This window comes from Kribbella sp., from assembly GCF_035687465.1.
In the GTDB taxonomy this organism is placed as follows: domain Bacteria; phylum Actinomycetota; class Actinomycetes; order Propionibacteriales; family Kribbellaceae; genus Kribbella.
Window position 1 is genome coordinate 1 of the sequence record NZ_DASRXP010000602.1, and the last position, 12,412, is coordinate 12,412.

Consider the following 12,412-nt stretch of genomic DNA (forward strand, 5'->3'; position numbering starts at 1 on the left):
GCTTGAGCTCCTCGAACGGCACCTCGACGATGAGCCGGACCTTCGTCGGGCTCACGGACTCGACGGTGCTCTTCACGGTGGCGGTTCTCCTTGATCGGTGACGTTCACAGCCGTGACCGCGCAGGCCACGCTGCAATGTGCTGCAGGGGTTTGTCGGGGCGACAGGACTCGAACCTGCGGTCTCCTGCTCCCAAAGCAGGCGCGCTAGCCACTACGCTACGCCCCGCAGTGACCGCACGAGTCTAGTGGACGCTGACCCATGCTCGCTCCACCCCCCGGAATTTGAGCCTGAACCGGGCGATGTGGAATCATGTCGGTGCACTCGCCCCCAAGGCGAGCGCACGCGGGTGTAGCTCAATGGTAGAGCCCCAGTCTTCCAAACTGACTACGCGAGTTCGATTCTCGTCACCCGCTCAAGCAGCGACAGAAGGCCAGTAGGGTGCTCGGATGATCGGGGTGCCGGAGGCGTTTGCGCGGAGCACTGTCGAGCGCGAAGGAGCGCGCGGCGGTGAGTGGCTGGCTGGACTGCCCGGGATCGTCGGTGAGCCTGATGCGTTCGCGGTGTGGGGTGGGCGCGGTGCTGTTCTGCTCCATGAGCGCGACGACGCGCAGTACGCGATGCCGCTGGAGCGGGCGCAGGGGTCGACCTTGGCGGAGGAAGAAGACGGCGACGAGGTTGTGACGGTTGCCGGGCGGATCAGTCGCCGGCTGGCCGTCCCCGCGCCGCCTGGACTGCCGCGACGTCAGATGTCGACGGCCAGGTGGACCGTGACCAGGTCGCCTTCTTCCAGGCCTTCGGCTTTTCGGACCCAGGCTTTGACCGGGACGATGTAGCGGCCGTCCTTGGGGAAGAGGGACGTCGTCCAGCTGGTCGCTCCGATCTCCGCGGCGACCGGGATCATGCCCCAGCCGTAGGAGACGGACGGCGAGGTGGCCTCCAGTTGGTCGCACTCCTCTTCCGGCACGGTGACGAAGTACCAGGGCGCCGGGCCCTTCCAGAACCACATCTCGCCGCTGAACTGCAGATCCATCCCGACAGGATAAGTGGCGGCGGCCCACTCATAGCGGTTCGTGATGAGTGTGAGCGCGGTCACCGCGCGAGGGCGCGGTTGACCCATTGCAGGAAGTGGTAATTCTTCACCCGGGAATGGAATTTGCAGGACAGGCGCTGACTACTGAGCGATACTGGAAAGTGCGCCGTTTTCCGGTCGCAACAACCCTCCCGTGCCGAGCATGTTGGGAAGTGCGCCCCTCCAGATGCCCTCAGAGCAGCCTGTCCAAGCACCGTCGATCGCTGCCCCTTCTAGAAGAACCCACCGCCGGAGCCAGAACCTCTGGCGGCTTCGCCCCTATCTCCGTCCGCACAAGTGGCGACTGCTGATCATGTTCAGCACCGCCGTCCTCGGCGTAGGCGTCAGCCTCACCGTCCCCCTGGTCACCAGGGCGATCATCGACGGTCCGGTCACCCGCCGCGAGATCGATCTGCTGCTTCCCCTCGGTTTGCTCGCCCTCGGCCTCAGCATCAGCGAGGTGCTGCTGGTCTGGGCCCGCCGCTGGGCGCAGTCCCGGGCAGTCAGCGATCTCGAGGCAACGCTCCGTAACCACCTCTACATCCGGCTGCAGGCCCTCCCGATGGAGTTCCACAGCCGCTGGCAGAGCGGTCAGCTGCTGTCCCGGGTCACCGCCGACCTGTCCACCATCCGCCGGTTCATGGGCTTCGGCCTGCTGTTCCTGGTGATCAACGTCCTGCAACTGGTGGTCGTCACCATCCTGCTGCTTCGCCTGTACTGGCCCCTCGGCATCGTCGTCGTGGTCGCGGCGGCGCCGATCATCGTGGTGTCGCTGAAGTTCGAGAAGAAGTACCTGGCGATCTCGCGCCGGGTGCAGGACCAGCAGGGCGACCTGGCCACCCGGATCGAGGAGTCCGCGGTCGGCTTCCGGGTGATCAAGGCGTTCGGCCGCCGCGAACACGTCAAGCAGCAGTTCGACGCGGGCGCGGTGAAGCTGTACGACACGTCGGTCGACAAGGTCCGGCTGGCGTCGCGGTTCTGGACCTTCCTGGAGGTGATCCCGAACCTGACCCTGGTGATCGTGCTGCTGCTCGGCGCGCTCGCCGTCGGCCGGGACGCCATCACGCTGGGCACCCTGGTCGCCTTCATCACGTTGATGCTGTCGCTGATCTGGCCGGTCGAGTCGCTCGGCGCCATCCTCGCGATGGCGCAGGAGGCGATGACGTCGGCGGACCGGATCAGCGAGATCCTGGACACCGAGTCCACCATCACCGACGGTCCGGACGAGCTGGTGCACCCGCGGGGGCACCTGCGGTTCGAGAACGTCAGCTTCCGGTTCAGCCCGGACTCGGCGGACATCCTGCACGACATCAACCTCGACCTGCCCCCCGGTACGACGCTCGCGCTGGTCGGCGCGACCGGGTCCGGCAAGACGACGCTCACCTCACTGATCCCCCGTCTGTACGACGTGACCGGTGGGCGGATCACGATCGACGGGCACGACGTCCGGGATCTCACCATCAACTCGCTGCGCAGCGCGGTGGCGTCGGCCTTCGACGACCCCACGCTGTTCTCGATGAGCGCCCGGGAGAACATCACGCTGGGCCGGCCGGACGCGTCCGAGGCGGATGTCCAGCAGGCCCTGGAGATCGCCCAGGCGACCTTCGCGAACGACCTGCCCTGGGGCCTGGACACCCGGGTCGGCGAGCAGGGGATGTCCCTGTCCGGTGGCCAGCGGCAACGACTGGCGCTGGCGCGTGCGGTGCTCGCCAGGCCGGCGGTGCTGGTGCTCGACGACACGCTGTCGGCGCTCGACGTCCATACCGAGGCCCTGGTGGAGGAGGCGCTGCGCAACGTGCTCGCCGAGACCACCGGCATCGTGGTGGCACACCGGGCCTCGACGGTGATGCTGGCCGACCAGGTCGCACTCCTGCAGGACGGCACGATCACAGCTGTCGGAACCCATACGGAACTGCTTGCGACGGTTCCGGCGTACCGGCAGTTGCTAGCGGCGGAAGAGGAGGAGGTGCACGCATGACGACGACCCAGCAGTCACCTCAGGACTCATCCACCGATCCGACCCAGCAGGACGATTCGTGGCGCGGTTATGCCGAAGAGGGCAACGACGAGTTGTCCAGGGCAACGACCATCCGGTTGAAGGAGCAGTCGCGCCAACTGCTCGGCGAACTCCTGCGGCCGTACCGGAAGTTGATCTGGCTTCTCATCGTGATCGTCGTGATCGAGAACGCGGCCCGCCTCTCGGTGCCGTACCTGGTCCACCTCGGCATCGACAAGGGCATCCCGCCGATCCTCGCGGGCGAGGGCAGCCAGACCCTCGTCACGATCGTCGTGATCGTGTTCTTCTCAGCACTGATCCAGGCCGGCGCCCGGCAGGTCTTCCTGATGCGGTCCGGCCGGCTCGGTCAGATGATCCTGCTCGGCCTGCGCCGGCGGGTGTTCGACCACTTCCAGCGGCTCAGCCCGTCGTTCCACGACAAGTACACGTCGGGCCGGGTGATCTCCCGGCTGACGTCGGACGTGGACGTCATCGACGAGATGCTGGAGACCGGGTTCGACGGCCTGGTGACGGCACTCCTCACGCTGTTCGGTACGTCGATCCTGCTGCTCACGCTGGACGTCAAGCTCGGGCTGCTCGCGTTGGTGTCGTTCCCGGTGCTGTTCCTGCTGACCGCGTGGTTCCGCCGCCGGTCCGCGGTCGTCTACCGGCGGACGCGCGAGGCCGTAGTCCTGGTGATCGTGCACTTCGTCGAGTCGATGACCGGGATCCGCGCGGTCCAGGCGTTCCGCCGGGAGCCGCGGAACGAGGAGATCTTCTACGGGGTCAACGACAAGTACCGCGAGGCCAACCTCGAGTCGTTCCGGATCAACGCGATCTTCATGCCGTCGATCAAGGGCGTCGGCAACATCACCATCGTGGCGATCCTGGCGTACGGCGGTTGGCAGGCCTACCACGGGCACGTCACGGTCGGCGTGCTGACCGCGTTCCTGCTCTACCTGCGGCAGTTCTTCGAGCCGCTGCAGGACATCTCGCAGTTCTACAACACCTTCCTGTCCGCGAGCGCCGCGCTGGAGAAGCTGTCCGGCGTGCTCAACGAGAAGCCGGATGTGCCCGAGCCGGTGGAGCCGGCCCGTCCCTCGACGGCGAGGGGTCATCTGGAGTTGCGGAACGTGCAGTTCTCGTACGTCGACGGCGTATCGATCCTGCCCGGGCTCGATCTCGACGTACCGGCCGGGCAGACGGTGGCCCTGGTCGGGACCACCGGCGCGGGCAAGACGACCATCGCCAAACTGGTGGCGAGGTTCTACGACCCGACCGGTGGGCACGTGCTGCTGGACGGGATCGATCTGAGGGACCTGAGGGAGGACGACCTGCGCGAGCGGGTGGTGATGGTGACGCAGGAGAACTTCCTCTTCACCGGAACCGTGGCCGACAACGTCAGGTTCGGCAAGCCGGATGCCACCATGAAGGAGATCGTCGAAGCGGCCAAGGTGATCGGTGCGCACGACTTCATCACGGCGCTGCCGAACGGGTACGAGACGGCGGTGGAGAAGCGCGGCAGCCGGTTGTCCGCGGGCCAGCGGCAACTGGTCGCGTTCGCCCGGGCGTTCCTGGCGGATCCGGCCGTGCTGATCCTGGACGAGGCGACCTCCAGCCTCGACATCCCCAGTGAGCGGCTGATCCAGCGCGCACTGCGGACCATCCTGGACGACCGCACCGCGATCGTGATCGCCCACCGCCTCTCCACCGTGGAGACGGCGGACCGGGTGCTCGTGCTCGAGCACGGCCGCATCATCGAGGACGGCGCGCCCTCCCAGCTCATCACCGACGGCGGCAACTACGCCGGCCTCCACCAGGCCTGGGAAGACTCCCTGGCCTGACAGATCGCAGTACCGAACAAGCCGGCCCGGGATCCCACGATCCCGGGCCGGCTGCCGTCCGTAGCATGGGTGTGGTGAGCGAGCAGAACGCCTTGGGTGCCTTTCTCCGGGCCCGTCGCGGTCTGATCACCCCGCAGGAAGTGGGACTGAACGCGACCACCTCCCGCCGGGTGCCCGGTCTGCGCAGGGAGGAACTGGCGCTGCTCGCCGGGATCAGCGCCGACTACTACCTGAGGCTCGAGCAGGGCCGCGATCACCACCCGTCCCCCGAGATCCTCGACGCCTTGGCGCAGGCGCTTCGGCTCGACGAGGCCGGTACGACGTACCTCCATCAGCTCGCTTATCGACCGATGCGGCCGGCCCGCGCACCGGAGTACGGCGAAGTCTCACCAAGCCTGCTGAAGCTGATCGATTCCTGGCCGGCGAACCCCGCTCACGTGCAGGCGCCCGATATGACCGTGCTCGCGTCGAACGCTCTCGCGCGGGCGATCTCCCCGGTCTACACGCCCGGCACCAACGGGCTGCGGGCGGCGTTCCTCGATCCGTCACTGCGCGACCTGTACGTCGACTGGCGGTCGATGGCGGAGCGCGTCGTCGCCGGCGTCCGGGCCGCGACCGGCCCCGACCCGGACGACCCCGGGTTCGCGAAACTCATCGCCGAGCTGACTGACCAGAGCCCCGAGTTCGTCGAGCTGTGGCAGCGCCACGAGGTTCATCCGCAGGGGCATGACGTGGTCGAGCTCAACCATCCGTTGGTGGGCCGCCTGGAGCTGTCCTACGAGAAGTTCCAGGTCGAAGGCCGCGGCGGCCAGCGCCTCATCGTCTTCCAGCCCGAACCCGGCTCCGAGGACGCTCTGCGGGAGCTGGCTACCGCGCTGTGAGCTCGGCGGCGATCTCCCACAGGCGAAATGCGTTGCCCTCGTCCAGGGCGTAGGGCGCGACTCCGCCTGAGCCGCCGAGAGTCGTCGCGCGTTCCGGGACCACCTCCGCGGGGTTGCAGTTCTCGAAGTACCGGCCGCCGATTCCTTCAACCAATGGGGAAGCGGCGAGGAGGGCGGAAGTCGCCGCGCCCTGCTCGACGGTCTTGCGGAACTCCTCGGGAGTCCGCAGGCCGCCCGTGTGCTTCTGCAGACCGGTGGCGATCGCGCCAGGGTTGAGCGAGTTGGCGACGATCCCGTCGCCGGACCACCGCCGGGTGGCTTCGACGGCGAGGAGCACGTCCGCCGTTTTCGATTGGCCGTAGGCAGTCCAGGGGTCGTACGGGCGGAACCGGTAGTGCAGGTCGTCGAAGATCACGGGTGACATCAAGTGTCCGGTCGAGCTGACCGAAACGATCCTCGCGCCGTCCGCGGCCGCCAAGGCGCCGTGCAGTCCGACAGTGAGCGTGTAGTGGCCGAGGAAGTTGGTGGCGAACTGCAGCTCCCAGCCTTCGGGAGTGCGCTGCAGTTGCGGGACCGCCATGATCCCGGCGTTGTTGACCAGGATGTGCAGGGGCCCTTCCCAGCCGGCGGCCAGAGCCCTGGCAGATGCCGGATCGGCGAGGTCGAGCGGAGTCAGGCTGACGGCATCGTTCCCGGTCGACTTCCGGATCGACCGTACGACGTCCTCCCCGGCCTCGGGGCGTCGAACCGCGAGGGTGACCTCGGCACCGGCACTCGCCAAGGCTCGGGCGGTCTCCGCACCCAGACCGTTACCTGCCCCCGTGACGAGCGCACGCCGACCGCTCAGATCGACGCCCTTCAGGACGTCGTCAGTCGTCGAGGTGAAGCCGAAGGGGGTGAGGTTCATGGCGGCAACAGTTCCAGCTGCGGTGGAACCGAGCCAGAACCCTGCTGACACCAGGACCAGCAGGACCAGTCACCCAAGCGAACCGGTCCGGCGGCAGGTTCCTGACATTGTCCGGAAATGGCCGGTGGTAATACCCATTAGCACCTGGCCTTCCGCACAGACCCACCGCTAGCTTCCTCACACCGTCCGCCCCGGTGAGGAGCGCCACATGAGCCTGCCTATCCGCCGCCGTACATTTACCGCCGGGCTCGTGGGAGGTGCCGCGGCGTCCGCGCTGCCCGCCGCCGCCCATGCGGCCCCCAGCCACGCAGCCCCCAACCAGGCGCCGACAGGTATCGGTACCGCCGCCGCTGCTCCGTTCTTCGCGGAGTCGATCCTGTGGGACAACGCCGTCGACCCGCTGGCCAGCTACTTCGTCTATGGCCTCGCCGTACTGCCCGACAACACGATCATCGCGTGCACCGAGGGCCGCCACGAGGTGTGCGATGCCGGCCCGCACGACCTCCTCATCCGCCGCAGTATCGACGGTGGACAGAGCTGGAAGCCGTCGACGCCGGTAGAACCCTCGGTGGGCGACCAGAGCTGGTCCAACCCGACCTTCGTGGTCGACCAGGCTAGTGAGAAGGTCTTCCTCTTCTACAACCTCTGCGAACAGCTACCGGCGAACACCAGTTGCTCGTCCGACTCCGCCACCGTGTACTTCCGCTCCAGCACCGACGGTGGTGCCAGCTGGAGCGATCGGACCAGTCTGGCCGGGTTGTTCGACCACTTCCCCTACAACTGGGCGATGCACGGTCCAGGGCCTGGTCACGGCATCCAGCTCGAGTCCGGCCGGCTGCTGCTGACCATCTCGCACCGCACCATCATCACCGGCGTCCCGGCCGCCGACCGCAAGTACGGCGCCTCAATCATCTACAGCGACGACCACGGCGCCACCTGGAAGTCCGGTGGCGAAGTACCGCTGGGTTCGGGTCTCCCTATCGTCGGCGAGGCCCGGCTGTTGCAGCGCGACGACGGCACGATCCTCCTGCACAGTCGCGCCGGTTCGGGGAACGACTTTCCCCACGACTTCGCGGTCAGCACCGACGAGGGCCTGACCTGGTCGTTGCCGGTGATGGACTTCAGCACCGGGCTCATCAACGGCGTCGACATGGGCTTCCTCCGGTACACCGGCGGCCCCGGCGACGCGGACGTCAACCGGGTGCTGCTCAGCCGGCCCGACGCACCGATGCGGTTGAACATGACCGTCTCGGTGAGCTACGACGAGAACGAGTCGCACCGGTACAGCCGAGTGGTCCATCCGGGCCGCTCCTACTACTCGGACCTCGCCCGCCTCTCCGACGGCACCATCGTGCTGCTCTACGGCTGCGACGGCGACCTCCTCGGTACTCCGCAGCGAGTGGCCGTCGCGCGGTTCAACCTGGAGTGGCTCACCCAGAGCAAGGACAGCCTCCCCACCGGCCCGGGCCTGACCCGGAAGACCTACGACCTGAGCCACCCGAGGCTGCCTGCCCGTACCACCGGCAGCTTCATCGACTACCCGTTCATCGTCGACCGCGACGACCAGTACGAGCTGTGGCTGCGCTACTTCCGGTCGACGGATGGCGGCCTGGCCACGGTCACCGTGGACGGATTGGCACCGCGCAACTCCGCCGTCGACCTCACTTCGTTCCGCGGCGACGGGTACGACGTAGTACGGCTGGACAAGCGGCGACTGCTGCCTGGCCGACACGTCCTTCGTTGCACGCTGGCAGGCCCCGGGCGCGGAGGTGGCAGTGTCATCTCCCTGGACCGGCTCAGCCTGATCACGGCAGCGGCGGCGGCCGACGTCCGCGAGGAGATCACGGTGGACAACGGCGGGCTCGGCTTCGACCTCGTCGGCACCTGGAACAACGCCCAGGGCATCCCCGGCTACTACGGCTTCAACTACGTCACCCACGCCAAGGGCACCGGCGCGAACCTCGCCAAGTTCCGGCCGGCGATCCCGGGCGACGGCCGGTACGAGGTCCTCGTCTCCTACACCGCGGACCCCAACCGGGCGAGCAACGCGAAGTACGTCGTGCGCCACGCCACCGGGGCGACCACAGTGTCGGTCAACCAGCGGGTCCGCGGCGTACCCGACAACCGGGGCGGCGAGTGGTTGTCGATCGGCATCTTCACGTTCAAGGCCGGCCTCGGCGGATCCGTCGACCTCAGCGACAACGCGGACGGGTTCGTCATCGCCGACGCGGTCCGGTTCCGCCGCCAACCGTAGGAGCCACCAGGCCTAGAACTGTCGGAGCGGGTCGGTAGCTTGGCTGGCATGTTGACCACGCTGGCCATCGAGAACTACCGGTCGCTCCGGCGGTTGGTGATGCCGCTGCGCCGGTTGAACGTGGTCACGGGAGCGAACGGGACGGGGAAGTCCAGCCTGTACAGGGCTTTGCGGCTGCTGGCGGATGCCTCGCGCAACGGTGCCGTCGCCGCGCTGGCCCGCGAGGGTGGGCTGCCATCGACATTGTGGGCAGGGCCCGAGAACATCTCGAAGGCAGTGCGGCGGGGCGAGCAGCCGATCCAGGGCACCGTACGGACGAAATCCGTCAGTCTGCGGATGGGCTTCGCCTCCGACGACTATGGCTACGCGATGGACCTGGGCCTGCCGCGACCTCCAGCGGGGGCCTTCGCACTGGACCCGGAGATTAAGCGGGAGGTGCTCTGGGCCGGTCCGTTCCTGCGCCCGGCGTCGCTCCTGGTCGAGCGCGGTAACGGTGGGGTGCGGATCCGCGACGGCGACGGCGAGTGGCACGACGGCGGCCACCAGTTGCAGCCGTTCGACAGCATGCTCAGCGAGTTCGCCGACCCCGAGCGGGCACCGGAGCTGCTCACGTTGCGAGAACGGATGCGGTCCTGGCGGTTCTACGACCACCTGCGCACGGATGCCGACGCGCCTGCCAGGCAGGTGCAGATCGGGACCCGCACCACGATCCTCGGTCCGGAGGGTGCCGACGTCGCGGCGGCCCTGCAGACGATCCGTGAGATCGGCCCACGGGGTGCCCTGGACGAAGCGATCGAGCAGGCCTTCCCCCGCAGCAAGGTGGAGATCCGCACGGACGGCGGTCGGTTCGAGGTCGCCTTCCACCAGCACGGACTGCTCAGGCCACTGACCGGCGCCGAGTTGTCGGACGGCACCTTGAGGTACCTGTTGTGGGTGGCCGCGTTGCTTACTCCCCGGCCGCCTGCATTACTGGTGCTGAACGAGCCGGAGACGAGTCTGCATCCGGATCTCCTGCCCGCGTTGGCGAATCTCGTGGTGACAGCGGCCAAGGACACGCAGGTGATCGCCGTGACCCATTCCCGGCCGTTCCTCGCCGCCTTGCAAGCCGGTTCGGAGGAGACCGGCCTCGATCTCCAGGTGCTCGAGCTGATCAAGGAGTTCGGGCAGACGGCTATCGAGGGTCAGAGGCCTCTGGATGAGCCGCCGTGGAAGTGGCCGTCTCGCTAGGGTCCTTCACGCTCTCGAAGCGGACCAGGATCAGCGCGCCGATCGCGGTCACGACGAACCCGCCCACCGCCCCGGCGTACCAGCCGGACCGTACTTCGTCGCTGAGGATGAAGACTCCGACGGCGGCTGGGGTGATGGTCTGCAGGGCGATCATCGGGGTGGTTGCCAGCGTCACCGAACCGCGTTGCAGCGCCAGCGAGTAGAGCACGAAGGCGAGCGCTCCGCTGACCGGGAGCGTGTACGTCGTGGGGCTTTGCAGCAAGGCGCTGATCGAACTGTCATCCAGCAGCCGGGTCGAGATCGCAACCCCGGCATACCCGAGTCCCGCGAGCAGACCGAGCAACGCTGTGGCGCTGGTGTGCTGCGACCGGCTCGCGAGACCACCGACTATGGCGATGGCGACCAGCCCGACGATCACGCCGACCGTCAGGCCGTGATGCTGTGCGCTGGCGCCCTGGTCACCGGCCGACACCGCCAGCAGGCCGAGCCCGGCACAGACACCGACCACGGCCGACCACTCGATGGTGCTCAACCGGTCGCTCATCAACCGGGTCGCGAGCAGCGCGGTGACGACCAGACTGGCCGCGATCCCGGCCTGTGCGAGGTAGAGCGGAAGGAGCCGCAGGGCGATGAAGTGCAGACCGTACCCAGCCAGGTTGAGCACGAGCGCGCCCAGGAACGCAGGCTGCCGCAGCAGCGCGCCGACGAACCCGGCGAGCCGCCGGGGATCCAGCTCGGACCCGGTCGGGACCTTGCGGGAGCCCACGGCCTGCAGGATCGCGGCGATACCGAAGAGCACAGCCGCCCCGAGCGCGGCGCCTAGTCCACCTATCACTCAATCGACCCCAGCACTCAGGCGACCTTGCGGCGCGGCACCCAGAAGGTGAGATAGAGGCTTAGCGCCGCGTAGTACCCGAGATAGGCCAGCGAGATGCCGATCACGACCGCGTTCGGGTCGGGCATCTGCGTCAGCAGCAGCGCGTACGCCGCGAGCCAGATCGCCGTGGTGAGCAGGTTCATCGAGCGGAACGCCTTGGTCCGGGACGGGTAGACGTACTTCACCGGCACGAACACCAGTACCGAACAGACCAGCAGGATGATCCCGGTCGTGGTCGGGCTGAGGCCGAGGACCACCACGTAGAAGGCGACCACGTTCCAGTAGCTCGGGAAGCCCAGGAAGAAGTGGTCGTCGGTCTTCGCGTCGACCCGGCAGAACTGGTAGCTGGAGGCAAGCAACGGCAGCGCCGCCAGCACGGCGCCGTATGCGCCGTGTGGCAGGTAGTCGCCGCTCCAGAGCAGCACGATCGGTGCGAAGGCGTAGGTCAGGTAGTCGACGATGTTGTCGAGCATCGCGCCGTCGAACCACGGGATCGTCTCTTTCACCCGGAGCCGGCGCGCGATCATCCCGTCGGTACCGTCGATCACCAGCGCGGCGAGGCCGAGCCAGAGCGCCCGGACGGCGTTGCCGTCGATGGCGGCGATCACGATCAGCAGCGCGAGCACCGTTCCGCTCGCGGTATAGGCATGCAGTGCGAAGCCGGCCAGACGCAGCCGCGTCGACCCGACGAACGGTTCCCGCACCGCGTCGTGTGTGGTCAGGAGAACTCCCAGAACTCGGTCGACGCCACGCGTCGGACACCCAGCCTCAGCGTCTCACAAAGCTCGTGCTCGCCCCTTCACCGCATACCGTTGCGCGGTGGATCTGATCACGGACTTTACCGGCATGGCCCGCACCTTCCCGCTGATGCGCGGCGGAGGTGCACTGCTCGTGCTGGTCGGCCTCGGTCTTGTGGTCGGCGGCCTCGGTGGCCGCCACTGGTTCCTGCCCGGCCTGATCACCGGCGCCGCCCTGGCCATCCTGGTGATGATGGTCGGCGGCATCACCAAGACCATCTTCGACGGCCTCGGCTACCCGGCGATCTATCAGTACGTCGCGTTCGGGGTCGGGGTGGTCGCGGAGGTCGGACTGGTGAACCTGGTGGTCGCCAAGGTGCCGGACCGGGACTCACGCGAGTTCTGGCTGTGGATCCTGCTCGTGGTCGGGGTGCACTTCCTGATCCTGGCGTTCTCGCACGGCCCGATCTGCGGACTCCTCGGGCTGCTCTGCATCCTGAACGCCGGGCTCGGGCTGCTGGTGCCGGGGATCCCGGTCAGGCTGCTCTGGATCACCGACGGCGTTCTGAAGGTTGCCGCCGGCTCCAGCATGGTGTGGCTCAGTTACTGACCACACCAT

The 12,412-nt window shown here is 67.7% G+C and carries 10 protein-coding genes and 2 tRNA genes; 7 read left to right on the forward strand and 5 right to left on the reverse strand.

Translation table 11 applies throughout. From position 1 onward, the window contains the following. Positions 1–153: 153 nt before the first annotated feature. A tRNA-Pro gene (locus VFG33_RS31740) sits at positions 154–226 on the reverse strand. 117 nt (positions 227–343) lie between these two features. Between VFG33_RS31740 and VFG33_RS31745 the strand changes: the two genes are divergently transcribed. Next, positions 344–414 (forward strand) — tRNA-Gly (locus VFG33_RS31745). Between the two features lie 329 nt (positions 415–743). Here VFG33_RS31745 and VFG33_RS31750 read toward each other — a convergent pair. Beyond that, positions 744–1,031, reverse strand: coding sequence for a DUF1905 domain-containing protein (locus VFG33_RS31750; RefSeq protein WP_325056678.1), 288 nt, complete (start codon positions 1,029–1,031; stop codon positions 744–746). Positions 1,032–1,383: 352 nt separating this feature from the next. On the opposite strand from VFG33_RS31750, the gene VFG33_RS31755 reads away from it, so the two are divergent. The 3 genes from VFG33_RS31755 to VFG33_RS31765 all read left to right on the forward strand — a co-directional run bounded on the left by VFG33_RS31755 (position 1,384) and on the right by VFG33_RS31765 (position 5,791). After that, complete coding sequence (locus tag VFG33_RS31755) at positions 1,384–3,048, forward strand: ABC transporter ATP-binding protein (RefSeq protein WP_325056679.1); 1,665 nt, start codon at positions 1,384–1,386, stop codon at positions 3,046–3,048. Next, on the forward strand, positions 3,045–4,910 hold the full coding sequence (locus tag VFG33_RS31760; RefSeq protein ID WP_325056680.1) for an ABC transporter ATP-binding protein: 1,866 nt from the start codon (positions 3,045–3,047) through the stop codon (positions 4,908–4,910). Before VFG33_RS31755 ends, VFG33_RS31760 begins: the two co-directional genes overlap by 4 nt. A 74-nt stretch (positions 4,911–4,984) precedes the next feature. Next, positions 4,985–5,791 carry a helix-turn-helix transcriptional regulator gene (locus VFG33_RS31765; protein WP_325056681.1) on the forward strand — a complete coding sequence of 269 codons (807 nt, stop codon included), beginning with the start codon at positions 4,985–4,987 and terminating at the stop codon, positions 5,789–5,791. On the opposite strand, the gene VFG33_RS31770 is transcribed toward VFG33_RS31765, so the two are convergent. Next, positions 5,778–6,698 (reverse strand): SDR family NAD(P)-dependent oxidoreductase, encoded by a 921-nt coding sequence (locus VFG33_RS31770; RefSeq protein WP_325056682.1) that lies wholly within the window; start codon positions 6,696–6,698, stop codon positions 5,778–5,780. The two genes, VFG33_RS31765 and VFG33_RS31770, sit on opposite strands and share 14 nt — an antisense overlap. 208 nt (positions 6,699–6,906) lie before the next feature. Between VFG33_RS31770 and VFG33_RS31775 the strand changes: the two genes are divergently transcribed. After that, a complete protein-coding gene (locus VFG33_RS31775; RefSeq protein WP_325056684.1) occupies positions 6,907–8,952 on the forward strand; it encodes a golvesin C-terminal-like domain-containing protein in 2,046 nt (681 codons plus the stop codon). Between the two features lie 48 nt (positions 8,953–9,000). Then, on the forward strand, positions 9,001–10,179 hold the full coding sequence (locus VFG33_RS31780) for an AAA family ATPase (protein ID WP_325056685.1): 1,179 nt from the start codon (positions 9,001–9,003) through the stop codon (positions 10,177–10,179). Here VFG33_RS31780 and VFG33_RS31785 read toward each other — a convergent pair. Together VFG33_RS31785 and VFG33_RS31790 are read right to left on the reverse strand one after the other, a co-directional pair. Continuing rightward, a complete protein-coding gene (locus tag VFG33_RS31785) occupies positions 10,124–11,014 on the reverse strand; it encodes a hypothetical protein (RefSeq protein WP_325056686.1) in 891 nt (296 codons plus the stop codon). The two genes, VFG33_RS31780 and VFG33_RS31785, sit on opposite strands and share 56 nt — an antisense overlap. Before the next feature lie 17 nt (positions 11,015–11,031). Further along, positions 11,032–11,760: a CDP-alcohol phosphatidyltransferase family protein gene (locus VFG33_RS31790; RefSeq protein ID WP_325056687.1), complete on the reverse strand. Its 729-nt coding sequence runs from the start codon at positions 11,758–11,760 to the stop codon at positions 11,032–11,034. 115 nt (positions 11,761–11,875) lie between these two features. On the opposite strand from VFG33_RS31790, the gene VFG33_RS31795 reads away from it, so the two are divergent. Further along, the gene (locus tag VFG33_RS31795; RefSeq protein ID WP_325056688.1) at positions 11,876–12,403 is read left to right on the forward strand and encodes a DUF6609 family protein; all 528 of its coding nucleotides are present in this window, start codon (positions 11,876–11,878) and stop codon (positions 12,401–12,403) included. Positions 12,404–12,412: the final 9 nt, after the last annotated feature.